Annotated in this window: 23 protein-coding genes; 6 read left to right on the forward strand and 17 right to left on the reverse strand. The window is 64.7% G+C overall.

Annotation, left to right across the window (positions count from 1 at the left end):
- Positions 1-184 precede the first annotated feature (184 nt).
- The 8 genes from ACR0FC_RS12490 to ACR0FC_RS12525 all read right to left on the reverse strand — a co-directional run bounded on the left by ACR0FC_RS12490 (position 185) and on the right by ACR0FC_RS12525 (position 7,107).
- Positions 185-598 carry a c-type cytochrome gene (locus ACR0FC_RS12490; RefSeq protein ID WP_093964070.1) on the reverse strand — a complete coding sequence of 138 codons (414 nt, stop codon included), beginning with the start codon at positions 596-598 and terminating at the stop codon, positions 185-187.
- Positions 599-710: 112 nt separating this feature from the next.
- Complete coding sequence (locus tag ACR0FC_RS12495) at positions 711-1,724, reverse strand: P1 family peptidase (protein WP_170340983.1); 1,014 nt, start codon at positions 1,722-1,724, stop codon at positions 711-713.
- A gap of 73 nt (positions 1,725-1,797) precedes the next feature.
- Complete coding sequence (locus tag ACR0FC_RS12500; protein WP_170340981.1) at positions 1,798-2,544, reverse strand: SDR family oxidoreductase; 747 nt, start codon at positions 2,542-2,544, stop codon at positions 1,798-1,800.
- 60 nt (positions 2,545-2,604) lie between these two features.
- Entirely contained in the window at positions 2,605-3,024 is a 420-nt protein-coding gene (arfB, locus tag ACR0FC_RS12505; RefSeq protein ID WP_170340979.1) for an alternative ribosome rescue aminoacyl-tRNA hydrolase ArfB, read from the reverse strand.
- Between the two features lie 262 nt (positions 3,025-3,286).
- Positions 3,287-3,931, reverse strand: a complete 645-nt coding sequence (locus ACR0FC_RS12510) for a queuosine precursor transporter (protein ID WP_170340977.1) — start codon at positions 3,929-3,931, stop codon at positions 3,287-3,289.
- A gap of 91 nt (positions 3,932-4,022) precedes the next feature.
- Positions 4,023-4,907, reverse strand: coding sequence for an esterase-like activity of phytase family protein (locus tag ACR0FC_RS12515; RefSeq protein WP_170340975.1), 885 nt, complete (start codon positions 4,905-4,907; stop codon positions 4,023-4,025).
- Positions 4,880-5,743: a penicillin-insensitive murein endopeptidase gene (mepA, locus tag ACR0FC_RS12520; protein ID WP_170340972.1), complete on the reverse strand. Its 864-nt coding sequence runs from the start codon at positions 5,741-5,743 to the stop codon at positions 4,880-4,882. Before mepA ends, ACR0FC_RS12515 begins: the two co-directional genes overlap by 28 nt.
- Positions 5,740-7,107 carry an MFS transporter gene (locus ACR0FC_RS12525; protein ID WP_170340970.1) on the reverse strand — a complete coding sequence of 456 codons (1,368 nt, stop codon included), beginning with the start codon at positions 7,105-7,107 and terminating at the stop codon, positions 5,740-5,742. Before ACR0FC_RS12525 ends, mepA begins: the two co-directional genes overlap by 4 nt.
- Positions 7,108-7,238: 131 nt before the next feature.
- Between ACR0FC_RS12525 and ACR0FC_RS12530 the strand changes: the two genes are divergently transcribed.
- The 3 genes from ACR0FC_RS12530 (at position 7,239) to yaaA (ending at position 10,447) form a co-directional block, all read left to right on the forward strand.
- Positions 7,239-7,526, forward strand: coding sequence for a YggT family protein (locus tag ACR0FC_RS12530; protein WP_008757771.1), 288 nt, complete (start codon positions 7,239-7,241; stop codon positions 7,524-7,526).
- A 76-nt stretch (positions 7,527-7,602) separates the two neighbouring features.
- Complete coding sequence (gene recQ, locus ACR0FC_RS12535; protein ID WP_170340968.1) at positions 7,603-9,642, forward strand: DNA helicase RecQ; 2,040 nt, start codon at positions 7,603-7,605, stop codon at positions 9,640-9,642.
- Positions 9,643-9,676: 34 nt separating this feature from the next.
- Positions 9,677-10,447, forward strand: coding sequence for a peroxide stress protein YaaA (gene yaaA / locus ACR0FC_RS12540; protein ID WP_170340967.1), 771 nt, complete (start codon positions 9,677-9,679; stop codon positions 10,445-10,447).
- Here yaaA and ACR0FC_RS12545 read toward each other — a convergent pair.
- From ACR0FC_RS12545 to ACR0FC_RS12570, 6 genes are all read right to left on the reverse strand, one after another.
- Positions 10,438-10,899, reverse strand: coding sequence for a VOC family protein (locus ACR0FC_RS12545; RefSeq protein WP_170340964.1), 462 nt, complete (start codon positions 10,897-10,899; stop codon positions 10,438-10,440). The genes yaaA and ACR0FC_RS12545 overlap by 10 nt on opposite strands.
- A gap of 9 nt (positions 10,900-10,908) precedes the next feature.
- The gene (locus ACR0FC_RS12550) at positions 10,909-13,122 is read right to left on the reverse strand and encodes a response regulator (protein ID WP_170340962.1); all 2,214 of its coding nucleotides are present in this window, start codon (positions 13,120-13,122) and stop codon (positions 10,909-10,911) included.
- A 72-nt stretch (positions 13,123-13,194) separates the two neighbouring features.
- Positions 13,195-15,237 (reverse strand): hypothetical protein, encoded by a 2,043-nt coding sequence (locus tag ACR0FC_RS12555; RefSeq protein ID WP_170340960.1) that lies wholly within the window; start codon positions 15,235-15,237, stop codon positions 13,195-13,197.
- Positions 15,234-17,996, reverse strand: coding sequence for a DUF4159 domain-containing protein (locus ACR0FC_RS12560; RefSeq protein WP_170340958.1), 2,763 nt, complete (start codon positions 17,994-17,996; stop codon positions 15,234-15,236). The genes ACR0FC_RS12555 and ACR0FC_RS12560 overlap by 4 nt, the downstream gene beginning before the upstream one ends.
- Positions 17,993-18,868, reverse strand: a complete 876-nt coding sequence (locus ACR0FC_RS12565; RefSeq protein WP_170340956.1) for a DUF58 domain-containing protein — start codon at positions 18,866-18,868, stop codon at positions 17,993-17,995. Before ACR0FC_RS12565 ends, ACR0FC_RS12560 begins: the two co-directional genes overlap by 4 nt.
- Positions 18,865-19,872: an AAA family ATPase gene (locus tag ACR0FC_RS12570; protein WP_170340954.1), complete on the reverse strand. Its 1,008-nt coding sequence runs from the start codon at positions 19,870-19,872 to the stop codon at positions 18,865-18,867. Before ACR0FC_RS12570 ends, ACR0FC_RS12565 begins: the two co-directional genes overlap by 4 nt.
- A gap of 65 nt (positions 19,873-19,937) precedes the next feature.
- Here ACR0FC_RS12570 and ACR0FC_RS12575 point away from each other — a divergent pair, with 65 nt between their 5' ends.
- Positions 19,938-20,513 (forward strand): DUF1285 domain-containing protein, encoded by a 576-nt coding sequence (locus ACR0FC_RS12575; RefSeq protein WP_170340952.1) that lies wholly within the window; start codon positions 19,938-19,940, stop codon positions 20,511-20,513.
- Here ACR0FC_RS12575 and ACR0FC_RS12580 read toward each other — a convergent pair.
- A complete protein-coding gene (locus ACR0FC_RS12580) occupies positions 20,510-21,454 on the reverse strand; it encodes a DMT family transporter (RefSeq protein ID WP_254432929.1) in 945 nt (314 codons plus the stop codon). The genes ACR0FC_RS12575 and ACR0FC_RS12580 overlap by 4 nt on opposite strands.
- Before the next feature lie 174 nt (positions 21,455-21,628).
- Here ACR0FC_RS12580 and ACR0FC_RS12585 point away from each other — a divergent pair, with 174 nt between their 5' ends.
- Positions 21,629-22,381 carry a hydroxypyruvate isomerase family protein gene (locus tag ACR0FC_RS12585; RefSeq protein WP_170340950.1) on the forward strand — a complete coding sequence of 251 codons (753 nt, stop codon included), beginning with the start codon at positions 21,629-21,631 and terminating at the stop codon, positions 22,379-22,381.
- Between the two features lie 76 nt (positions 22,382-22,457).
- Positions 22,458-22,688 carry a DUF2798 domain-containing protein gene (locus tag ACR0FC_RS12590; RefSeq protein WP_170340948.1) on the forward strand — a complete coding sequence of 77 codons (231 nt, stop codon included), beginning with the start codon at positions 22,458-22,460 and terminating at the stop codon, positions 22,686-22,688.
- Between the two features lie 49 nt (positions 22,689-22,737).
- Here ACR0FC_RS12590 and polA read toward each other — a convergent pair whose 3' ends face one another.
- Complete coding sequence (gene polA, locus ACR0FC_RS12595; RefSeq protein WP_170340946.1) at positions 22,738-25,539, reverse strand: DNA polymerase I; 2,802 nt, start codon at positions 25,537-25,539, stop codon at positions 22,738-22,740.
- 126 nt (positions 25,540-25,665) lie between these two features.
- Positions 25,666-25,845: a zinc-finger domain-containing protein gene (locus tag ACR0FC_RS12600; protein WP_093964387.1), complete on the reverse strand. Its 180-nt coding sequence runs from the start codon at positions 25,843-25,845 to the stop codon at positions 25,666-25,668.
- Between the last annotated feature and the right edge of the window lie 43 nt (positions 25,846-25,888).

Raw genomic sequence — 25,888 nt, forward strand, 5'->3', positions numbered from 1 at the left:
CTCTCCTGGTGTGACTGCGTCGGTCTGGCGGCATCGGCGACCGGGCGCGATGCGCTGGCGGATTGGGCGCAGTGTTTTTTTGGTCTGCGACAAAACTGGCGATGATCGACGTTGCAATCAAGCGCACGAAAGGCCGCAGGGCTGCGGCCTTTTGTACTTGTTCCGGTTTTTTGGCAAGTGCGGCTTATTCGGCCGAAACGCTTTGCAGATAGGCAAAGACGTCCTCGCCACCCTTCTTCAGTTTGAAGGTCATCTTCGACTTGGCCGAGGTTTCACCCAGGTAGTCCTTCAGGAACGCCTTGGGGTCCTGAACATAGGCAACAAAGCTTTCCTCGTCCCAGACCAGACCTTTTTCACCGGCCGCAACCAGGCTGTCGCCGTATTTGAAGCCTTCCTCTGCACCTGCGGCGCGGCCAGCGATACCGTACAGGTTCGGCCCGGTCTTGCCGCCCTTGACGATGGCTTCGCCGTCGGGCGTTGCGATCATGTGGCAGGACTTGCACTTGTTGAAGGTCTTGGCACCGGCTTCGGCGTCGCCTTCGGCCAGGGCCGGCACGGCCAGCAGGCCGGCGATGGCAGTCGCGATGATACGTTTCATTGGCGTTGCTCCGATATGAATTGGCTGCCCTTTAACCAGTATCAAACGCGCGCAGAGTCAATGCGCAATTTGACGCGCGGCGGCGACCTGACGCAGTCAAAAAGGTATATTTTCAAGGCGTATTTTGCAGATCCGACCAGCACGGCAACAGGTCGCCCGGCGCCGGTTTCGCATGATAGACCGCGCGCGCGATGGCGCGGGTCAGGCACAGGGCAGCGGCGTGGCCCAGCAGGGCCAGATCGGCCTCGGCAGAAGGGATCCGCCCCGTGCTGACGCCGAACACCAGGTCACCGTCGCCCGGCGTGTGGGCGGGCAGGATGGCGCGGGCGATCCCGTCATGGGCGGCCACCGCCATGCGCTGGCATTGCGGTTTGGTCAGGGCGGCATCGGTGGCGACGATGGCGATGGTCGTGTTGGCCTTGTCGGGCGGGGGATGGCCCATTGCCCGGGCCTTGCGGCTGGGCACGGGGTCCCCCAGTCCGGACGCCGCATCCGGCCCCAGCCCGCCGAACTCGGCCCCGATCTCGAACGGGGCGGCCCAAAAATGCCGGTCCCCCGGGGTGATGACGCTGCCCAGCGGGTTGGCTGCAACCAGCGCACCCACTGTCACGCCGCCCGGCAACACCGCCGAGGCGGAGCCCAGCCCACCCTTGCACATGGCCGTCAGCGCGCCGGTTCCGGCCCCGGCGCTGCCCAGATCGAACCTCTCCGCCGCGGCGTCGAATGCGGCCCGGCCCAAGGCGCGGTACGGGTTTTCACCCCACGCCTTGTCGCCACCGTTCAGCAGGTCGAACAGAATCGCCCCGGGTACGATCGGCACCACGGCTGACCCCACCTGAAACCCGCGTCCCTGTGCATGCAGCGCGTCCATCACGCCCGAACAGGCATCCAGCCCGAAGGCCGAGCCTCCTGAAAGCACGATCGCATCCACCCGGTCGACAGTTTTGTCGGCGGCCAGCAGATCGGTCTCACGCGTGCCGGGGGCGCCCCCCATCACATGCACCGAGGCCCGCAGCGATTGATCTCCGGTCAGGACGGTGACGCCGGATTTCAGGGCCGCGTCCTGTGCGTTGCCCACCAGCAGGCCGGGCACGTCGGTGATCAGGTTTCTGGGTCCGGGGGTCATTGAAGTTTGTCCTTTACTGCGGGAAAGCGGGCTGCCTCTGGCGGGGATATCTCTAGCCAGATGAAGGACAGGCTCAGATGCAGCGGCCCCCGTCCACCTCGAGCGCGGTGCCGGTGATCATGCTGGCCTCATCCGAGCACAGGAAACAGGCGGCGTTGCCCATGTCCTGCGGGGTCGAGAACCGGCCCAACGGGATGGTCGACAGGAACCTTGCGCGGATTTCGGGCGTGTCCTCGCCCATGAAGGATTTCAGCAGCGGCGTTTCCCCCGCCACCGGGCAGATCGCGTTCACGCGCACACCGGACGGGGCCAGTTCGACCGCCATGGTCTTGGTTGCGGTGATCATCCAGCCCTTGGAGGCGTTGTACCAGTTCAGGTTCGGGCGCGGTGACAATCCGGCGGTCGAGGCGACGTTCAGGATCGCCCCCGACCCGCGCGATTTCATATGCGGCACCAGCGCCCGCGCGGTCAGAAAGACCGACTTCATGTTCACGCGATAGACGCGGTCGAAGTCTTCTTCACTGACCTCCTCCAGCGGCGTCGGAAGGTGGGTCACGCCGGCATTGTTCACAAGGATGTCGAGGTGGCCGTAGAGTCCCAGCGCCGCATCCGCCATCGCCTGGACCGAGTCGCCGTCGGAGACATCCACCTGGCAGTGGTCGGCCAGCGGGCCCAGCGTTGCCGCCATGTGACGCGCGGCATCCCCGTTGATATCGGCGATCATCACCCGTGCGCCCTCGGTCAGGAATTTCTGCACGATCCCGGCCCCGAACCCGGATGCGCCGCCGGTCACGATTGCGGTTTTTCCCTCCAGCCTCATGGCCTTGCCTCCCTGCCGCCTGTTGCGGTCAGACTAGCAACGGCAGGGAAAGATGCCAGATCAATCTTCCGCCACCTTGCCGCGCAGCGCCTTGACGTCGGACCGGGCCTTTTTCGCCGCCAGCCGGCGCTTGACCGAGCCATAGGTGGGCTTCGTCGCGATCCGCCGCTTGGGTTTGACCAGCGCCTTGCCGATCAGCTCGGCCAGACGGGCGCGGGCGATCTCGCGGTTGCGGGCCTGGCTGCGGGTCTCGTCGCATTGGATGATGATCGCGCCATCCTTGGTCCAGCGCCGCCCGGCCAGCCGTTTCAGCCGCGCCTTGACCGGATCGGGCAGCGAGGGCGAGCGCACCGCCTCGAAGCGCAGCTCGACCGCGGTCGAGACCTTGTTCACGTTCTGCCCGCCGGGACCCGAGGCGCGGATGAAGCTCTCGGTCATTTCCCAATCGTGCAGGGTGATATCGTCGGTGATGCGCAACATGGACGCGACCTTACAGGCGCCACCCGGAAACAGAAAGGGCCGCCCCGGCGGGACGGCCCTTCGAAAGTTCAGGAGGTCGGGTCGGTTAGATCAATCGACCAGCCGGAGCGCGCGCTCCGCCAAGGGCTGCCCTAGCAGGCGGTCCCCCCGGTTGTTCCGACACCTCTCTCCAATCTCTTTCTCGACACTGGATCACCTCCTTTTCTATCTGTTGCGGTTGAAAAGGATGGTGACACAACTTGTGCCATTCTCAAAGCGTTTTTTACGCGGGCTGTGCGGTCAGGCGGGCGACGATCACCTTGAAGGGGATCAGTGCGACCAAGGCCAGCGACAGCTTCACCAGCCAGTCGGCAAAGGCCAGCGTCACCCACAGGGGCGCTTCGGGGCCTGACAGCATGAAGGGCACGGGCTCCCACGCCCAGTTGATGGCCGCATCCGCATCGGCGCCGAAGAAGGTCACCGAGGCCGAGAAGGCGATGGTGAAGAAGATCGCTGTATCCAGCGCCGACCCGACCAGGGTGGATACCAGCGGCGCGCGCCACCAGCGGCCTTCACGCATGGCGTTGAACACGGTGACGTCGGTCAGCTGCGCGATCAGGAACGCCGTTCCCGAAGCCACGGCGATGCGCAGCGGCACGGCGACGTAGGTGAAGCCGTCGCCCTGCAGCATGATCTGGCTGCCGATCAGCGAGCAGATCACGCCGGTGACGAAGCCCGCGAAGACGACCTTGCGGGCCGGGCCCACGCCATAGACGCGGTTCATGATGTCGGTGACCAGAAAGGCCAGCGGGTAGGTGAAGGCACCCCAGGTCAACAGCCCATCAAAGATCAGGAACTGGACCAGGATGTTCGAGGCCACGACGATGGCGGCCATGGCAAGAATGCCGGGGATAAAGTTGCGTTGCATGTTCTGATGCCCGTTTTGACAAGGTAGCGGCGACTTGGCCAAGGGACCGTCCCAAGGCAAGCCGCGCTTCTAGACCCGGGATCGGCCCGTGTCAATCCGGCAGCAGATACTCGACCAGTTCGGTACGCTGCAGCGCCAGAAAGTTGTCGTCCGAGATCATCGTGGCCCGCAACCGCCCCTGCCCGTCGCGCCAGACCGACAGCCCCTCGAGGTTGTCATGGGTTCCGGTTCCGGTCTGGAACAGGATTTCCTCGGCCGCAGGTGTATCAACCGCGATCCGCCACCGACGCAGACGCGACCGGAACCCGGTCAGCGAGACCGCGCGTTCCAACACGTAGAACCGCCCGTCCGGGCCGAAATCGGCAGCCACCGGAAGAAAGCGGCCCCGTTGCGGCAGAACAAAGGGCGTGGACCAGGCGCGCCCGTCCCAGCGATAGACCGGAATGTCGCCATTTGCCGTGCGGCTTTTCTCGGGAAGCGTGTACAGGCGGCCCTGCGCGTCGACGGCCAGCCCCTCGAACGAACCATTCTGGTCGAGCGCGTCAAAGGCCTTGGGGCGCGGCAGCACCTGAGCATGGGCACCGGGCGCGGCATAACGGGCCACGCGATGCACGCCTTCGAACGAGATGTAGATACTGCCATCCGGCGCCAGCGCCAGCCCCTCGGAGTCACCCGAACTGCCGGGCATGATCCGTCCCCGGCTGGACAGAACCGGCCAGTGGCCAACAATACGGATGCCGACAATCTCATCGCCATCCCGGTCGATGCGGACCGATGCCAAGGTGGAGCGGTCGCTCAGCACCCATGCGCGCTGCCCGTCATCCGAGACATGGATGGCGGAAAACCCGCCGAACCAGTCATGGCCGGCGCGCCATGCAAAGCTGCCCAGATATTCGGCCGATTTGACTTCGACCGCCCAGGCAGAGCCGGCCAGAAACAGGCTGGCGATCAGTTGGACTGCAAGACGGCGGCGCATTGCTGGGGCAGATCCGCCAGAACATACTCACGCCGTTTCTTCGGAGGCGGCGCGTTGGGGTCGGGCGGCGGCGGGTTCAGGATGTTGCGCACCCACTGTTCGGCCTCGGCGCAGCCGTCACCCTTGGGCGGCGGATCCTGATTGACGCACCCGCGCGAGCCGCGCGGGCAGTTCAGCCGGACGTGGAAGTGATAATGATGCCCCCACCAGGGTCGGATCTTGCGCAGATAGGCCCGGTTGCCCTTCTCGTCCTTGCACATCTGCACCTTGGCGCCCGGAAACACGAAGATGCGGGCCACGCGTTTGTCCTTGGCCGCCTCGCGCAGGATGGCGTGGTGCTGTTTCGTCCAGTTGCCGTTCACATAGGCGCCGTTCGAGCGCCGCAAGGAGATGGACGAGATGTTCTCGCGGGCCTTGCGCGACAGGCGCATGTTGTCACCGGGCAGCATCCAGATGTCGATGTCCAAACCCAGCTGGTGGCTGCGGTGGCCCGAGGTCATCGGCCCGCCGCGCGGCTGGCTGATATCCCCGATGTAAAGCCCGTTCCATCCCGGTTGCTTTGCCGCAAAACGGCTGAGGTCCTGCACGAAGTCGATCGCCTGCGGATGGCCCCAGTTGCGGTTGCGCGACAGACGCATCGCCTGCCAGGTGGGTCCGGTCTCGGGCAGTTGCACCGATCCGGCGGCGCATCCGCGCGAATAACTGCCGAAAGCGGCCGGCTTTTGTTGCGAACTGTCCTTCTGAGCCCCGAACAACTGCTTGGCCAGCGGTTGGGCCCCTGCCGCCCCGGCCAGCGCAATTCCTGCCAAAAATACCAAAAAACGTAATGAAATCATCTGCTCTGATCCCCTTCCGGTTTGACCCAGCGCATTAGGAACAATCCCAGAATAAACAACCCGACGATCGGAGACACCCCCAACCGCGCGCTGCCGGTCGCGGTTGTTGCAATTCCGATCAGCAAAGGCGCGGCAAAAGCGGTGGCGCGGCCCGACAGACCATAGAGGCCAAAGCTCTCGACCGGGGCGGCCGGGTCGGTGTGGCGCACCATCAACGACCGGCTGGCCGATTGCAGAATGCCCCCCATCCCGCCGATCAGGATGCCGCAGCCAAAGAACACCATGTCCGGCAGGCCCGAGCCTTGTGGCAGGGCGATGCCGAAGATCTGCGTCCGGTCCATCGACACGATGGTGGTGCAGACCAGGATCAGAACCCAGATCGCGGTCAGGATCACCGGCTTGGGGCCAAATTTCCGGTCCAGCTTGCCGCCGATCCAGGCGAAGACCGCCGAAGCCAGCACGCTGATGATGCCGAAGACGCCGATCTTGATCAGGTCCCATTCCAGCACCAGCCGCGCATAGACGCCGCCGAAACTGTACAGCCCGTTCAGCGCGTCGCGGTAGAACATCGATGACCCCAGATAGCTGGCAAGGCTGACCCGGTACCGCAAAGCGGCCACGGATTTGCCCAGCAGACGCAGCGCCTCGGATACGCTGCCTTTCCTGTCGGCGGCGGGATCGTCGCGAACCCACAGGAAATACGGGACCATGAACAGGATGAACCACCCGGCGGTGAACGGCCCCACGAAACGCGTGCCTTCGCGCGCGCCGGCGTCCAGACCGAACAGCGGCTCCATTCCGATCAGCGTCTTGCCGTTGGGCTGCTCGACGAACAGCGCCAGCATGATCGCCAGGGAAATCAGCCCGCCGAAATAGCCGAAGGCAAAGCCCGAGCCCGAGATCTCGCCCACTTCGTTGTCATCGCCGAGATCGGGCAGTTGCGAGTTGATGAAGATCAGCGCGTATTCCGCCCCGACGAAACCCAGACCGAAGGCCGACAGCATCAGCCACATGTTCGACCCGTCCGGCAGCGTGAACCACAGCGCCGCGGACCCCACGGCATACATCACCGAAAAGGCAAAGATCCACGGGGTGCGCCGCCCCGAGACATCGGCCATCGCCCCCAGGAGCGGCGCGCCGAAGGCGATGATCAGCCCGGTGATCGTCAGGCAGTTAGCCCAGACCGTCTGTGCCTGCGCGGCGGCGGCTTCGGCATCCATCCCCGCGGTTGCGTAATATTCGGCCGCAACGCCGGCGAAATACGGGCCAAAGACAAAGGTCACCAACAGGGTGTGATACGGCTGGCTGGCCCAGTCGAAAAACCACCAGCCCCAGATGCGCCTGCGCTTGGAAATCTCTGCCATCTCTGCCCCTTGCCTGCTCTTGAGATCATAAGACGGGCCTTTGGGCCATTTCGCAAGCGTTCTGTGACTGCGGGCTTGCCTATTGCCGCTTGGGCACTTAGGTCTCAGGCCGTACGGAAAACGAGGTGCCCATGCTGTCGCTGATCCAAATCCTGCTGCTGATCCTGGACATCGTCTGGTTCATCATCCTGGCTCATGTGATCATGAGCTGGCTGATCAACTTCCAGGTCCTGAACCTGCATCAACAGCTGGTCGCCCAGATCTGGTACGGCCTGAACCGCCTGCTCGAACCGATCTACGGCCCGATCCGCCGCATTCTGCCCAACATGGGCGGTCTGGACCTGACGCCGCTGGTGGTGCTGATCGGCGTCTATGCGCTGCGGATCGTTCTCATCAACAACGCGGTCTATTTCTACTGACCTCTTGTTCCCCGATTCCGACTGTGTGATTGTCCGTTCAAGAGCAGTCAAATCTTGAAACAGGGCACCCCCGCACATGTTCGACGCCGCGCCTCTGCTGCGAGATGTCTTTGGATTCGATGACTTCCGCCCCGGGCAGGAAGAGATCGTCGATGCCGTGACCGCCGGCGAAAACGTGCTGGCGATCATGCCCACGGGGGGCGGCAAATCCCTGTGTTATCAACTGCCTGCCCTGCTGCGCGACGGCGTCACCGTTGTGGTCTCGCCGCTGATCGCCCTGATGCGCGACCAGGTGCGGGGGCTGCAAGAAGCCGGGGTCGAGGCCGGAGCGCTGACCTCGGGCAACACGCCCGAGGAAACCGATGCCGTATGGGAGGCGCTCGAGGCCGGGCGGCTGAAACTGCTGTATATGGCGCCCGAACGGCTGGCGGCGGGCTCGGCGCTGGGCATGCTGCGGCGGATCAATGTCAGCCTGATCGCCGTGGACGAGGCGCATTGCGTCAGCCAGTGGGGCCATGATTTCCGGCCCGACTATCTGCGGATCGGAGAGCTGCGCCGCGCGCTGAACGTGCCCTTGGCCGCTTTCACCGCCACGGCGGATGCGGAAACCCAGGACGAGATCGTCGAGAAACTGTTCGACGGCACGCCTCCGCGCAAGTTCCTGCGTGGCTTCGACCGGCCGAACATCCACCTGGCCTTTGCCGCGAAGGACAGCCCGCGCAAGCAGATCCTTGATTTCGCCGACGCCCGCCGGGGCCAGTCGGGCATCGTCTATTGCGGCACCCGCAACAAGACCGAAGTGCTGGCGCAGGCCCTGCGCGAACAGGGCCACAGCGCCTGCCACTATCACGGCGGGATGGAAGCCGAAGACCGCCGCATCGTCGAAACCCGCTTCGCGCGCGAGGACGGGCTGCTCGTGGTGGCCACCGTGGCCTTTGGCATGGGTATCGACAAGCCCGACATCCGCTGGGTCGCCCATGCGGACCTGCCGAAATCGATCGAGGCCTATTACCAGGAAATCGGCCGCGCCGGCCGCGACGGTGGGCCGGCCGAAACCCTGACCCTGTTCGGCCCCGACGACATCCGCCTGCGCCGCAGCCAGATCGACGAGGGGTTGGCCCCGCCTGAACGCCGCGCCGCAGATCATGCCCGCCTGAACGCGCTGCTGGGTCTGGCCGAGGCGCTGCACTGCCGCCGCCAGACCCTGCTGGGCTATTTCGGGGAACAGGCCGAGCCCTGCGGCAAATGCGACCTGTGCGACAGCCCGCCCGAGCTGTTCGACGGCACCACCCCGGTGCGCATGGCCCTGTCGGCGATCCTGCGCACCGAGGAATGGTTCGGTTCGGGCCACCTGATCGACATCCTGCTGGGCAATGACACCGACAAGATCCGCGCCCGGCGGCATGACGAATTGCCCACCTACGGCATCGGCAAGGACTGGTCGCGCCCGCAATGGCAGGCGATCTTCCGGCAGATGATGGGCCATGACCTGGTCCGCCCCGACCCTGAACGCCACGGCGCCCTGCGCATGACCGAGGCCGCCAAGCCGATCCTGAAGGGCGAGGCGCAGATCACCCTACGCAAGGACACGCTGCGCAAGGCCACCCGGCGGCCCGCGGTCAAGATGATGGTCTCGGATGAGGATGCGCCCCTGCTGTCGGCGCTCAAGGCCAAGCGCCGCGCCCTGGCCGAGGCCGCCCGTGTGCCCGCCTATGTCATCTTCCCCGACCGCACGCTGATCGAGATGGCGGAAAAACGCCCCATGACCCTGGACGAGATGGCCCGGATCGGCGGCGTGGGCGCAAAAAAACTGGACCGCTATGGCGACACCTTCCTCGAAGTAATCGCGGGCGAGGCGCAGGCGGTCCACCCGGCGCGCCGCAAGCTGGCCGGGCGTGAACAGGGAAATATCTACGACCGTCTGCTCGAGGTGCAGGCACAGCTGGCCCGAGGCCCGGACGGGATCGACAAACCATTGAGCTGTTCGGCCGCGCAACTGGCGAAGGTTGCGCAGATGCGGCCCGACGACGACCGCGCGCTGGAGCAAATTCTGGGCGACCGCCGCGCCGAACGTTTCGCGGCCGCCTTTCTGGACGTGCTGCGCGCGGCGGGCTAGGTATCGGCGGGCAGGCACGTACAAGGGGGTAGATATGCTGGTGGTGATCTCTCCGGCCAAACGGCTGGACTGGGCAGAACGGGACGCGACGCCGACCCAGCCCGATTTTCAGGACGACGCGATCCGGCTGGCGAAAACCGCGCGCAACCTGACGCTGGGAGAACTAAAAAAGCTGATGAGCCTCAGCGACGATCTGGCCCGGCTGAACCGCGACCGGTTCCGCACCTTTGCCGATACCCCGCCGCCCGAGACCACCCGCCCGGCCGCGTTGGCCTTTGCCGGCGACACCTATCAGGGGCTCGAGGCCGCCTCGCTGGACGCCGACGAACTGGCCTGGGCGCAGGATCATCTGCGCATCCTGTCGGGGCTTTACGGCCTGCTGCGCCCGCTGGACGCCATTCAGCCCTATCGGCTGGAAATGGGTAGCCGGTTGAAGACCCGGCGCGGCAAGACCCTGTATGACTACTGGCGCGACCAGCTGAGCAAGGCGCTGAACGCGCAGGCCGAGGAGATCGGCACCGATACGCTGGTGAACTGCGCCAGCCAGGAATATTTTGGCGCGGTGGCCCCCAAGGCGCTGAAACTGCGGGTCATCACCCCTGTCTTTATGGAGGACAAGGGCGGCGCACCGAAGATCGTCAGCTTCTTTGCCAAAAAAGCTCGCGGCTCAATGGCGCGGTACATCATCCAGCACCGGCTGACCGACCCTGCGGGCCTCCGGGATTTCGACACCGGCGGCTATGCGTATCGGTCTGATTTGTCGGAACCGGACAAACCGGTATTCGTGCGCCCCTATCAGGCCTGATCCAGCATCGAGGCATCATACGCCACCAGTTCGACCGTGTTGCCCTCGGGGTCCGTGGTAAATACTCCGCGCCAACCGATCCAGCCGAACCGTTCGACACGATAGGGCTGGCCGATTTGGTCATACCAGCGCATGACGGCCTCCTGTTCCGCAAAGGGAAGAGACAAGGCGACATGGTGCAGCGACGATTGCGCCCCGGTCACGGGTTTGTCGGCACCGGTGGGGTGCAAACCCGGCCGCGGCGCTGCCCCATGGTGAAAAAGCGCCAGAACCTGTGTGTGTCCTTCGAACCCATCCGCAATCCGAAAGAATGTGATGGCGCTGTTATGGCCGCCATGCAGGCGGGTCAGCCCGATGACGTTTTCATAGAAATCAACCATTGCTGCCATGTCGGCGCAGCGTATTGCGATTTCACCCAAAGCGCGGGGGCGAAAACCTCGTTCCTGTGACATGGCGTCAGCCTAGACCGCACCAGCCGGCTCGACAATGACAGGTTGCGCATCCGTCGGGCAGTTGGACTGGATCATCTCGCAAATCAGCTTCTTCTGAAGCGGTTTCGTCAGGTAGTGATCCAGCCCGGCCCCAAGGATGCTGTGCTCGTCATCGGCCAAGGCATGAGCGGTCAGCGCCACGATCGGCACATGCTGCCCTGTGCCGATTTCGCGTCGGCGAATCTCACTCGTGGCCTGCTTTCCGTCCATCTTGGGCATCGAGATGTCCATAAGGATCAGGTCAGGGGCAAATTTCGCAAAGGCTTCGACAGCCTCAAGCCCGTTGGCCACCAGCTTGAGGTCTATGTTCAGATCCTTGGTCATCTTGCTCAGGATCAACTGGTTGGTGCGATTGTCCTCGGCTGCCAGAACGCGCATCTTGCGCAGCTTCGTGTTTCCGCCGGACGATTGGGCCGGCTCTGCGCGGCAGGGCGGGGAAACAGGCGCCGGCAACACAGCCGCGCCCAGCGCCTGAAGCCGCGAGAACAGCTCGGCCCGAGGGATCGGTTTCTGAACCACCCCTTGTATCAGCCGATGGTTCGGATCGGCGTGTACGATGGCCGGGTTTGCGGACATCAGCACGATCGGAACGTCGGACCAGCTTCGCTTGCGCAGAGTTTCCGCCAAATCCAGCCCGTCCATGTCAGGCAGATCGTGATCGCAAAGGATCAGGTCGACCGACGCATCCACCGCCCTCAGCGCTTCGGTGCCTGTGGCGCAAACCGTCACCTCGGCCCCCAAACGCCGCAGCTGCTTGTTCAGAATGGCCCGATTGACGGCCAAATCCTCGACCACGAGGACATGTTTCAGCCTGTCCGCCAAGGCAGGCGGTGCCGGTTGAGGGCCTTCGGCGGTGGGCAGTGTGATGCGGAACCCAAAGCACGACCCCTTGCCGGCCTCGCTCTCGACCCAGATCGAGCCACCCATCAAGGTAATCAGGCGTTTGGTGATGGCCAGACCAAGGCCAGTGCCGTCAAAGGCGCGGGTCTTTTCGTTTTCGACCTGATTGAACTCGCCAAATATGTGCTCGATCTTGTCCGCTTCGATGCCGATTCCGGTGTCTTCGATCGCAATGTGGATGTCGCAGGTCTTCTGATCGGCATGCGGTACTCCGGTGACCCGGATCAGAACATGGCCTTGGGCGGTGAATTTGACCGCGTTGCCCACCAGATTGGTCAGCACCTGACGCACCCGGCCCGGATCACCCACGAACAGCGTCGGCAGGAACAGGTCATAGTCGACCAGCAAGGTCAGCCCCTTGTCGCGCACCGTGGGCTGCAGCAGCATCGCAACTTCGAGAATGCAACGTTCAAGATCGAAATCCTCGGGATGCAGCACAAGCTTGTCCGCTTCGATCTTGGAATAGTCCAGAACGTCATTGATGATGACCAGCAGCGCGTCCCCCGAATTGCGGATCGTCTCTACATAAAGCCTCTGCTCCTCATTCAGAGGCGTTTCCGACAGCAGGTCGGTCATCCCGACGATGCCATTCATCGGGGTCCGGATCTCATGGCTCATATTGGCAAGGAAAGCCGACTTGGCCCGGTTGGCAGCCTCGGCCTTCTCGCGCGCGGCCTGCAGTTGCGCCTCATGCTGGACCGAGGCCGTGATGTTCAGGGCCAGACTGACCACATCGCCGCCCTGCCCGCGCTGGTCGATCAGCTTGATATATTGCCCATTCCACAGCTGGATCACTTCGGGCGGCGGGTTGATCCGGGTCCAGCGGCGCATCATGCGGGTTTTCCATGCCTCGACCGGTTCCGACCCGATATCGATGATGCCCTCGGTGGTAAGCAGATCAAGAATGCGGGGATAGGATATCCCGGGCGCGACCTCATCCAGTCCTTCGAACACGCTCAGATAGGCTGTATTTGCGCTGATCAACCGATCACTGCCGTCGAAGAAGGCGAAACCGTCCTGGATCGTCTGGATCGAGTGCCAGAGGCGGCGTTCGGCCACTTCGATCTTGGCATTTGCAACGGTCAGGTCCGATTTGACCTTTTCATTCTCGCCACGCACGGTTTCGACCTCGGCCTCAGTCTCGCCAATACGCTTGGTCAGGGCCATCGCGTATTCACCCAGTTTGCGATTGGCCTCGGACAGTTCACTCTGCTTGAGTGCAAGCATGCGTTCGGCGGCCAGACGCGCCCGCCGTTCCTGTGCCAGTTTTTCTGCAACACTCATGGTCATCTTCCCGGTCGGTTCGGGATCAGCATTCCCGCAGACCGTGAAAATCTGTTTAAGGCCAAAGGTCGATCAGCGCCGTCCTTCGCGCAACCAGCCCGCCAGCAGGAAGCCACCCGCCAACAGCAGCACCAGCCAGGGCGGCAACAGTCCGGCTTGGGTCACGTCACGGGTTTCATATGCCTCGCGCGGGGTCAGACCGATCCAGCCACGCCCGGCCGCAGGGCGCCCGGCGCGTACGTTGCGGATTGCCGGCAGCCCATCCTCGACCCGGATTACCCCGCCGCGCATCCCGGCCATGACCGGTTCAAGGATTTCAGCTGTTGCGATGGTGCGTTCGAATTCCCGCGGCGCCGCAGGGCCAAGGCCGATGACCGAGGACAGCTCACCTTCCTGCAGGCGATAGAGCCCAATTTCAGGCCCGAAATACTGCGCCTCGAACCGGCCGGGGGACAATTCGCGCAAGGGCACTTCAAGCGTGTCGCCATTGGGTCGGGTGACCGTGACAGGGCCCACCTCTTCGTTCAGGGTCTGGCGGATGATGCGCATTGACTGCCCGTTGGCCTCGGCCCACAGCGCCTCTTCTTCAAGCTCGGGTTCCTTCATCATCCAGTGGGCAAGGCGGCGCAGCAGTTCCAACTGCGGGCCACCGCCCTCGTAGCCGCGGCTCCACAGCCAGGCGTGGTCCGAAGCCAGCAGCGCCACGCGTCCTTCCCCCACCCGGTCCAACACCAGCAGAGGTCGATCTTCGACGCCGGTCATCAGCAGCTCGCCCGAGCGCTGTTTTACGTCGATCTGGCGCAGCCATGCGCCCCAATCGCCCGTCTCACCCAGATCGGCGGTCACCGGATGACGCTGGCCCAGGTCTGTCACCGTGGGCACGTAGCGTTCTTCGATGACCCGGGCCGAGGGCTGCGCCGGCAGGATCGCAGACAGGGGCGAGCGGAAGATGCTGTCGGCGGTGGCAAAGTCGGGTCCGGCCGCAATCAGCACCGCACCTCCGTCATTGATGTAGTTGGTCACGTTGTCCAGATAGATCGCCGGCAGGATGCCGCGCCGCTTGTAGCGGTCAAAGATGATCAGGTCGAAATCGTTGATCTTCTCCAGAAACAGCTCGCGCGTGGGGAATGCAATCAGCGACAGTTCGTCCACCGGAACCCCGTCCTGTTTCTCGGGCGGGCGCAGGATGGTGAAATGCACCAGGTCGACCGAGCTGTCGGATTTCAGCAGATTGCGCCAGGTTCGCCCGCCCGGATGCGGCTCGCCCGAGACCAACAGAACCCGAAGCCGATCGCGCACGCCGTTCATCTGGATCAAGGCGGTGTTGTTGCGGTCGGTCAGTTCGCCATCGGCCTGCGGAACCGTGAACTGGATGACGTTGCGCCCGCCATGGGGCAGGGTCACTGGCAGCTCGACATCCACACCGATCGGGATGCTGAACTGCTGCGGCTCGCCCCCGTCCACCGCGATCTCGAGTGGGGCGGACGCCGGACCGGCGGGCACCGCGCCACTGTCCTCGACCCGCAAGGTCAGAGTGACGGGCTCATCGATGATTGCAAAGGCCGGCGCGTTGCGCACGATCAGGCGGCGGTCCCAGTCCTGCGCGCGACCGGTCTGCAACAGGTGCATCGGCGCGGGCAGGTCTGGGGCCTGATCGACGTCATGCACGATGCCGTCCGACAAGACCAGAATTCCGGCGATCCGGGCGCGCGGTTCCTCGGCCAGCGCGGCATTCAGCGCCGCCATCACCTGGGTGCCTTCGTCTCCGTCACCGTCGCCCACGGTGATGCGGCGCAGTTCGGTGTTGTCGCGGGCCTCGATCTCGGCGGCCAGGGCCTCGGCGGTCTGCGCGGTCTGTTCGGCGCGGTCCGACAGGGTTTGGCTGGCGCTTTCATCCTCGATCATCAACACGATGTCGGTCAGCGGAGCGCGGTCCTCGATCTGGTAGACCGGGCCGGACAGAGCCGCCAGCAGCACCAATGCCGCCAACCCGCGCAACGCCCAACCCGACAAACCGCGCCACAGCGCCAGAACCGTCGCGGCCAGGGCGATCGCCCCGACAACCGCCAGAACGGGCCATGGGATCAGCGGGTCAAAGATGACGGAACCGGTCATTGGCCCAACCTGTCAAGCAGAGCAGGCACGTGCACCTGATCGGATTTGTAGTTCCCGGTCAGCACGTGCATGACCAGGTTGACGCCGAACCGGTTGGCCAACTCGCGCTGGCGTTCTCCGGCATAGCCGCGCCCGACCGGCAGCAGCGCCTGCCCGTTTCGGTCGATTGCCCAGGCCCCGGCCCAGTCGTTGCCACCGATCACCACCGGGGTGACGTTATCGTTTAGGTTGCGGAAGGGCATGCCTTCGATCTGTTCAGCGTCCAGGGGCGCGGCTTCGACCCAGACCTCGGTTCCGGCAAAGCGGCCGGGGAAATCCTGCAACAGGTAGAACGCACGGGTCAGGACGTGATCGCGGGGAACAGGCTCTAACGCAGGGATATTCAGCGGCGCAGCCAGTTGCTGCAGCTTGCGCCCATTAGGGCTCGAGGCGCCGAACCCGGCGATGTTGGCGTCCCGCGTGTCAAACAGGATCATCCCGCCGGACCGCAGATAGGCGTTCAGCTTGGCATAGGCCTCGGCCGAAGGCTGGGGCTGATTCGGTGTGATCGGCCAGTAGAGCAGCGGGAAGAGGGCCAGTTCGTCACGTTCGAGGTCCACGCCCATGGGCTCGGCCGGTTCGACGGACGTGCGGTAAAACAGGGTTTGCGACAGGCCGCGTAGCCCGGCATGGGCGACGTCGTCAATCTGGGCATTGCCGGTCAGTACATGTGCCAGCACCAATTCCTTGGTTGCCTGCAGCGCGAATTCGGTCTCCTCGGGCGTCTGCGCCTGCGCTTGCGGTGCGATCAGAACCGCGCCCAGCGCGACCGCCGCCGCCCGCGCCAGCCCCAGACGCCCCGACAGCGCCAGCGAGGCCACGACGTCAACCGTCAGCAGGATCAGGGCCAGGCTCAGCAGCAGGCCCCCGATAGGAGTTTCGGCGCTGACCTCCTGCCCCTTGATGGGAACATCCGCAGGCCAGCTGATCGGGCGCAGCGTGCTATCCTCGTTCAACACGTTCAGGGCCAGCTTCTGCTTGCCGCTTTCATACAGACCCGGGCGCAGGTCGGGCCCCGGGGCGCCGGACACCAGCGCCGGGCCATCGACACCGGCCAGATTGCCCGCATCGGACAGGGTTCCGAACCCGTCCATCACCTGAATCGGCTCCCACGTGGTGCCTTGCAGCTGTTCGACCTGCCGCGTCTTGGCCGCCGAGGCCACGGCCAGCCTGTCGAGCATTTCGACGAACAGGCCCGACAGCGGTAGGGTCGACCATTCGGCATCGGCGGTGACATGGAACAGCACCACCTGACCCAGGCCCAGCGGCTTGCGCGTCACCAGCGGGGTGCCGTCCGACAGCGCGGCGATCACCCGGTCGGCCAGGTTCGGGTCGGGCTGCGCCATCACCTGGGTGCTGACGGTCACATCGTCGGGGATGCGCAACCCGTAGAAGGGCGAACCTTCCTGGAAAGGCGCCAGCCCCTTGGCCTCGCCCCAGCTCATCGCGCCGCCGACCGAGCGGCCACCGCTGCGCAGCCGCACCGGCAAAAGGGCGTCTTCGGCATCGCGGCCCAGATCGCTGGCCGCCATGTGCGGACCGGCAAAGCGCAGCAACAGCCCGCCCTGCTCGACCCATTCGACCAATCCGGCCTGTTCGGCGGGGGTCAGCTTGGCCACATCGGCCAGCACGATCACATCCGGGTTGGCGGGCAGAACCTCGGCCAGCCCGCCCTCGACGAAATCGGCGGTGGGGATCAGCACCTGCGTCAGATAGTGAAGCGGCGACAGCAGCTCCAACCCCTCGCGGTTGACGGTTCCGGCGATCAGGGCAACCTCGCGCCGGCGCAGGCTGTCATCGGTCAGCGACACCGCCCCGGCCGACCGCTGGCCCTGCAGCTCGAACCGCGTGATGCGGGCCCGCAGTTCGGACGGCAACGCCAGATCGGCCTGCGCCTGGGTCGCGCCGCTGTCGAAGCTGACCTCGACCGATTGCAGAAGGCGCATCACACCCGCCGGGTCGCGCCCCTGCGCATTGATGGTGACGGTCTGCGCCGGTCCGGGCGTGGCGCGCACCGCGGTGAGTCGGATAGCCCCGTCCTGATAGGTGGCCGGCAGCAGCGCCAGGATCGGCGCCGCCGCGCGATAGACCGTGACCGCGCCCCGCGCCTGCAGCGCGGACAGCAGGCTTTCACGGCCCGGATAGTCCAGCTTGTCCGTGAACCAGTGCGTATCGAACCCGCCCTCGACCGCCGACAGGTCGGCCAGGGCCTGTTCGATCTGCGCCGCGTCCGGCTGCCACGGCTGCGGAACCAGCCCGGGCAGGCGATTGCGCCAGGCTTCGGCGGCCTGGAAGACCGGCGGTTCCGGCTCGGTCAGGCGCAGGATCGACACGGGGCGCCCGGCCCGTCCGGCTTCGGTCAGCTGCGCGTCGATCTGATCCAGCGTGGCGGGCCAGCGCGTGGCCCCGGCCCAGCTGGCATCCAGAACCAGCAGCAATGGCCCCGATCCGGACTCATCGCGCGACGGGTTCAGTACCGGGCCGGCCAGCCCAATGATGATCGCCGCCGCCGCCAGCATCCGCAGCAGCAACAGCCACCACGGGGTGCGGTCAGATACGCTCTCGTCGTCCTTCAGGCCCAGCAACAGGGTCACCGCGGGGAACAGCCGGCGGATCGGCGCGGGCGGCACGGCGCGCAGGATCAGCCACAGGATCGGCAGCGTCAGCAGACCCAGCAGCACCCATGGTGCGGTAAAGCCGATGCCCGCCAGAACCGTCATCGCGCCCCTCCGTCCAGCGCACGATAGAGCCACAACAGGGCCGCCTGCGCGCTGTCGCCCGTATGGTTCAGACCCAGCTGCCAACCGGTCACCCGGCACAGGCGGGTCAGGTCATCCTTGCGCCGCGCCAGCCGCGCCAGATAGCGCTCGCGCAGGTCGCCCGCCTTCAGTGTCTCGTGCCGGACCGTGCCACCGACGCTTTCGAAGATGGTGCGCCCGCGATAGGGGAAGTTCTCCTCACCCGGGTCCAGAACCTGCAGCAGCACACCGCGCACGCCGCGGTCGGCGGCCTTGGTCAGGGCCAGTTCGACCTCGTCCAGAGGGCCGAGGAAGTCAGAGATGAACACGGCGCGGGCATGGGGGATCATGGCGCGGTGCTCGGGCGGGGCATAATCGGCCTCGATATCTTCGGACAGGGCCTGCGCCAGCCGGATGATCTGGGCATTGCCGCGCCGGGGCGGCAGGGTTGTTCCGGTCAGGCCCACACGCTCGCCCCCGCGCACCAGAAGGATCGCCGTGGCCAACCCCAGAAGGCGGGCCCGGTCGGCCTTGGTGGGCAGAGATTTGTCGGACGCAAAGCGCATCGAGGCGCCCTGATCGACCCACAGCATGATCGACTGCGCAATCTGCCATTCGCGTTCGCGCACATATTGCTGATCGCCGCGGGCCGAGCGCCGGTGGTCGATCATCCGCCGGCTGTCGCCGATCTGGGCCGGCCGGTATTGCCAGAAATCATCGCCCAGCCCCGAACGCCGCCGGCCGTGATCGCCCAGCAGCACGGTTCCGGCCAGGTGTTCGGCCCGCGCCAACAAGGGCGGCAGCCGGGACGCCTCGGCCTCGGATCTTTCGCGAAGGGTGCGGGCCGCGTTCACGCCGCCGCCTCGGCCCGGACAAGCCCGGCCGCGGTGGTTTCGATCAGGTCGGCCAAGCTGTCACCGCGTGCCCGCGCGGCGAAGTTCAGTGCCATCCGGTGGCTGAGCACCGGGCGCGCCATGTCCAGCACGTCTTCGGCATTTGGGGCCAGCCGGCCCTGCAGCATCGCCCGCGCCCGCACCGTCATCATCAGCGCCTGCGCCGCGCGCGGACCTGGACCCCAGGCGACCGTCTCGGACACGCGCTCGGACACGCCGGGTTCCTCGGGGCGGAACGCGCGCACCAGATCGAGGATCAGTTCGACCACCGACTCGCCCACCGGCATCCGGCGCAGCAGAACCTGCGCGGCCAGCAGTTCTTCTTTGGTGAAGATCTGATGCGCCTCCTCCTCGGCCGCGCCGGTGGTGGCCAGCAGGATGTCACGCTCGGTCTGGCGGTCGGGATAGTTCACGTCGATCTGCACCAGAAAACGGTCAAGCTGGGCCTCGGGCAGCGGATAGGTGCCTTCCTGTTCGATCGGGTTCTGCGTGGCCAGAACGTGGAACGGCACGCCCAGCGCGCGGTCTTCGCCTGCGACGGTCACCGTGCGTTCCTGCATCGCCTGCAGCAGCGCCGACTGGGTGCGCGGGCTGGCGCGGTTGATCTCGTCCGCCATCAACAGTTCACAGAAGATCGGGCCGGGAATGAATCGGAAATGGCGGCTGCCATCCTCGGCGGTGTCCAGAACCTCGGACCCCAGAATGTCCGCCGGCATCAGGTCGGGCGTGAACTGGATGCGGTTGCCATGCAGGCCCATGACGGTGGACAGGGTTTCCACCAGCCGCGTCTTGCCCAGGCCCGGCAGCCCGATCAGCAGGGCATGACCGCCACACAGCAGCGAGGTCAGCGTCAGGTCAACGACCCTCTCCTGCCCGATGAAGCGGCGGGTGATCGAGGATTTGGCCTGTTGCAGTTTCTCTTCCAGCGCTTCGATCTCGGAGACGAGGTCGGCAGGTTCGGTCATGACTTTCCCTTCCGTGGACTTATTATGGTTGAAGTGTATCGCGCTGAGAGGAAATGGCAAAAACAATGAGCGGACAAAATCCTGTGAAACCGTCCCCTGAGGGTCTGGCGGCCTCGATCAAGGCGGCCAAACCGCGGGGTCTGCCCCCTGTCGACAGCTGGAATCCTCCGTTCTGCGGCGATCTGGACATGCGCATCGCGCACGATGGCACCTGGTATTACCTAGGGTCGCCCATCACCCGGTTCGAGCTTGTGAAGCTTTTTTCCTCAATTCTTAAGAAAGAAGGGGACGCCTATTTTCTGGTCACCCCTGTCGAAAAGGTCGGCATCATCGTCGAAGACGCACCGTTTGTGGCGGTCGATTTCGACCGGACCGGCGCGGACGAGGATCAGATTCTGACCTTTACCACCCATGTCGGCGATACTGTGACGGTAGGTCCGGATCACCCGATACGGGTTGCCATTGACCCGGAAACAAACGAGCCAAGACCCTACATATTGGTGCGATCGAACCTTGAGGCGCGGATCGACCGCAAGAGTTTCTACCGCCTTGTGGACATTGCCACGGAACGCGCCGGGCAGGTCGGGGTCTGGTCCGGCGGGCAGTTCTTTGTCTTGGGTCGCGCCGAAGAAGCGCCTTAGGCAACCCGTCGTGCGGGACGGTCTTGCGCAAGGACAACCGCCAGCGCCACGACTCCGGCGCCCAGCGCCCGGGTCCAGTTCCACTCCGAACCCAGAACCACCATGATGAGCATCACGTAGAACGGTGCCACATTGATGTGGAATGACGCCAGAGCAACACCCAGCCGGCCGATCGAAGCGATGAACAGGACCTGGCTGAGGCCTAGAGAGATCACGGCGTAGATCGCCAGCATTCCTGCCTGCTGCGGGTCGATCGGCGACGATGGCCAGACTTCGAACCCGAGGACGCTCGACAGATAGAAGAGCGCGCCGGCCATGAACGTGCCGCCGATCAGCGTGATCGTGGTACGTCCGGTTTGGCTGAGGTCCGGGAAGTCCCGCGCGGTCGCCATGCTGGCCCAACAGAAAAGCGCGGTCGAGGCGATGGCGCAGAGCGCACCCAACCCCAGCTGGGCCGGCGCCACCGCGCTGGTTGCGATCAGGCCGCCGATGATCGAAACAGCAACGCCCAGCGCGAAGTTCCAGCGCAATCTGCGCGTTCCGGCAGCCAGCTCGAGCAGTGTCGCAACCAAAGGCGCGCAGGACGCGATGATGGCAACGGTAACAGGATCGGTCAGTTTCTGCGCCAGGATGATCAGGAACATGCCCAAGCCAAGGCCAAACCCGCCCACTCGCATCGCATGGGCCCAACGCGCCCGCAGAACCGCGTCCGCGCCATCGATCCACAGCCAGATCGGGATCATCACGGCCACCGCCAGCATCAGCCGCGCAGCCAGCAAGGCAACCGGCGGCCAGGTCTGCAGCAGGATTTCGGCCGCCGGGAATCCGGCCGCCCAGGTTAGCATCGACGCCACCGCCAGCCCGTTTCCGGACAAGGCGGATTGCCGCGCACCGGGCACAGCGAAACTGGGCCCGCGAACGGGGTCCGGACTCATCGCCATCGGTTTCAATCCTTTTGTTGGTGCAGCGCCACGAAAATGATTCGCTGCAATACCCCGACCCTTCACATTCGGCCCGCGCCGGTCTGGCCGATTTTCGACATATTGTCGTTTTCAAACCCTTTCTCTGCGCACCGCCCGCGACTAAGGTCAGCATGCCATCGGACCGAGAGGACAATGCCCCGATTTGCCGCCAATATCTCGCTGCTCTTTGCCGAGCTGCCCTATCTCGACCGATTCAAGGCGGCTGCGGATGCTGGGTTCAAGGCGGTCGAAATCCTGTTCCCCTACGATATCGCGGCCAAGGAAACCCGCCGCGCGATGATGACCAACGGTCTGGACCTGGTGCTGATCAACGCGCCGCCGCCCAACTATACCGGCGGCCAGCCCGGCTATGCGGCCGTTCCGGGGGGCGAGGGGCGGTTCCAGTCCGACATCCGCCGCGTCCTGCGCTATGCCGAGGCGCTGAAGCCCGGCCTGATCCATGTGATGGCGGGCTATGCCTCGGGGGCGGACGCACGGGACTGTTTTGTGCACAACCTGCAATGGGCCGCGGATTTTGCGCCGCATCAACGGTTCACGATCGAACCGCTGAACCCCGTCTCGCAACCGGGATACTTCCTGAATGACTATGATCTGGCCGCCGCGTGCCTGGACCGGATCGACCGTCCGAATGTGGGCCTGCAGTTCGACAGCTTTCATGCCCGGATGATCCATGGCGATGCACAGGCCATCTGGGACAGATTCCGCGACCGGATCGTACATGTTCAGATCGGATCGGCCCCCGACCGGTCGGAACCCGGCCGGGATGAGACCGATTTCCCCGCGTTGTTCGCAGCGATCGACGACAGCGGCTATGACGGCTGGGTCAGCGCCGAATACACGCCCTCGACGCGGCGCACCGACGCCTCTCTGCACTGGATGCGATAGGCCTGTGCACCTGCGCACTGGAAATCACATCTTGGATATCGCATACGAAGCGGCAATTCAGTAGAGGAACAGCCGCATGATCCCCGCCCGCTTTGCCCCCGTCCTGTTCGGATTGATCCTGTCGGGGCTGATGTCCTGCATCGTGACCTGCATCGCAACGGTCAAAGAGATCGGGCTTGGCCCCGAGACCTTTGCCAGCTGGATGGGCGCGTGGAGCATCAGCTGGCCGGTGGCCTTTGCGGTGGTTCTGGTCATGGCCCCGCTGACCCGGCGGCTGGTCGCGCTGTTGGTCAGGCCCGAGGCCTGACCTGCCGCGAAGATGGCCCGCTGGGCCTGATGAGCGGCACGGCGCTTGCCTAATGCGCCTCGGCCCAGTTGGCGCCTTTGCCCGCATCCACCGTCAGTTTCACGTCCAGCTTCACCGCCGGATCGGGCGCGTTTTCCATCACGTCTCGGGCAGTCTCGATGGTCTGATCCACCGCGTCTTCGGCCACCTCGAACAGCAGTTCGTCGTGCACCTGCAGCAGCATCTTGGCCGGCAGCCCGTCGATCGCCTCGGGCATCCGCACCATCGCCCGGCGGATCACGTCCGCCGCTGTGCCCTGGATCGGCGCGTTGATCGCCGCCCGGCGGGCAAACCCCGCATGCGGCCCCTTGGCATTGATTTCTGTCGTGTGGATCTTGCGCCCGAACAGGGTCTGCACATAGCCATGCTCTTTGGCAAACGCGATGGTGTCATCCATATAGCGCCGGATGCCCGGGAAGCGTTCGAAATATCGGTCGATGAAGCCCTGCGCCTCGGCCCGCGGAATGCGCAGGTTGCGCGCCAGACCAAAGCCCGAAATGCCGTAGATCACGCCGAAATTGATCGCCTTGGCCTTGCGGCGGATCTCGGGCGTCATCTCGTCCAGCGGCACGTCGAACATTTCCGACGCGGTCATGGCGTGAATGTCCAGCCCGTCGGCAAAGGCCTGTTTCAAGGCCGGAATATCGGCGATATGCGCGAGGATGCGCAGCTCGATCTGTGAATAGTCGAGCGACACCAGCACGTTGCCCGGCTCGGCAATGAAGGCCTCGCGGATGCGGCGGCCTTCTTCGGTGCGCACCGGGATGTTCTGCAGGTTCGGATCGGTCGAGGCCAGACGCCCCGTGTTCGCCCCGGTGATGGCATAAGACGTATGCACCCGGCCCGTATCGGGGTTGATATGGGTCTGCAGCGCGTCGGTATAGGTCGATTTCAGCTTGGACAGCTGCCGCCAGTCCAGCACCCGGCGCGGCAGCTCATGCTCGGTCGCAAGATCTTCCAGCACGTCGGCGCCGGTCGAATACTTTCCGGTCTTGCCCTTCTTGCCGCCCTCAAGACCCATCTTGTCGAACAGGATCTCGCCCAACTGCGCGGGCGAGCCGACGTTGAAGGTTTCTCCGGCCAGCTCGTGGATTTCAGCCTCTAACCCGGCCATTTTCTGGGCAAAGGCGTTCGACATGCGGCTCAGCACATCGCGATCGACCTTGATGCCATGCATCTCCATCTCGGCCAGAACCGGCACCAGAGGGCGTTCAAGCGTTTCATAGACGGTGGTCACCTGAGCCCGGTGCAACTGCGGCTTGAACAGCTTCCACAGGCGCAGGGTGATGTCGGCATCCTCGGCGGCATAGGCGGTCGCCTCGTCGATCGGCACCTTGTCGAAGGTGATCGCCGATTTGCCCGAGCCCAGCAGCGGTTTGATCGGGATCGGCGTGTGGCCCAGATAGCGTTCGGACAGGGTGTCCATGCCGTGCCCATGCTCGCCCGCATGCATGGCATAGGACATCAGCATCGTGTCGTCGATCGGGGCCACATCCACGCCGTAGCGCGCAAAGATCTTGGCGTCGTATTTCATGTTCTGCCCGATCTTCAGGATCGACGGATCCTCGAGCACCGGCTTGAGCATCTGCAGCGCCTCATCCAGCGGCATCTGCCCCTCGGCCAGCGCGTCCGAGCCGAACAGGTCGTCGCTGGCCCCGTCGCGGTGGGTCAGCGGGATATAACAGGCCTCGCCCGGCTCGATGCAGAGCGAGATGCCGACCAGATCGGCGATCATTTCGTTTAGGCCCGTGGTCTCGGTGTCCACGGCCAGCCAGCCGCGCTCATAGGCCTGATCGTTCCATTTCCGCAGCGCGGCCGCATCGCGCACGCATTCGTATTTGCTGGAATCGAACGGAATGTCTTCGGCCTGCGGCTCATCTGCCGCCGGCGCCGGAGTATCCGCGATCACCGGCGGTTCGACGCCCAGCTTGTCGGCGATCCGCTTGGTCAGAGTGCGGAACTCCATCTCGGCCAGAAACTCCATCAGCTTGTCCGGATCGGGATCGCGCAGCTCCAGATCATCCAGCGTGAAGTCCAGCGGTGTTTCGCAATCCAGCTGCACCAGCCTTTTCGACAACTCGATCTGATCTCGTTTCTCGATCAGGGTTTCGCGGCGCTTGGGTTGCTTGATCTCCTCGGCGCGGTCCAGCAGCGTCTCCAGATCGCCGAACTCGTTGATCAGCAGCGCCGCCGTCTTGATCCCGATCCCCGGCGCACCCGGCACGTTGTCGACGCTGTCACCGGCCAGCGCCTGCACATCGACGACACGCTCAGGATAGACGCCGAATTTCTCGAACACTCCCTCGCGGTCGATGCGCTTGTTCTTCATGGCATCCAGCATCTCGACACCGTCGCCCACCAGCTGCATCAGGTCCTTGTCGGAACTGACGATGGTTACCCGCCCCCCGGCCTGGCGCGCCTGGCAGGCCAGCGTGGCGATGATGTCGTCGGCCTCGTACCCCTCCAGCTCTTTGCAGGCGATGTTGAAGGCCTCGGTCGCCTGCCGGGTCAGCGGGATCTGCGGGCGCAGGTCCTCGGGCATCGCCTCGCGGTTGGCCTTGTAGAGGTCGTACATGTCATTGCGGAAGGTGTGCGAGCCCTTGTCGAAGATCACTGCCAGATGGGTCGGCGCATCGGGGCCGTGGTCGCCATCCACGTAACGCTGCAGCATGTTGCAAAAGCCCGAAACGGCGCCAATCGGCAACCCGTCCGATTTCCGCGTTAGCGGCGGAAGGGCGTGATAGGCGCGAAAGATGAAGGCCGATCCGTCGATCAGATGCAGATGGCAGCCTTTGCCGAATCCCGTTGTCATCGCGCGCCCTTTCCCTCGTCTTCGCCAACCCAACTCATGGCATGGGCGCGCCGTCAGGGCCACCCGTCACGCGTGGCCGTCTGCTGTGTTCGGTCAAATTCTTCCGACCCGACAGGCCATGGGTGGTCAGGCCGCTGCTTCGTGCCCCTTCAGCACGTATTTGCAATCGCAATAGGGGCACTCGACCCAGCCCTGATCTTCGGGGATCTGCAACCAAACGCGCGGATGGCCCAGCGCGCCCTCGCCGCCATCACAGGCGACACGGCTTGTCTCGACGATCTTGGTTTCCGGAGCTTCGATTGTCACGGCGTGCGATCCTTCACTGGTTGTCGGCCTCGCGGGCATGCAT

Source organism: Ruegeria sp. BB9 (genome assembly GCF_056539345.1).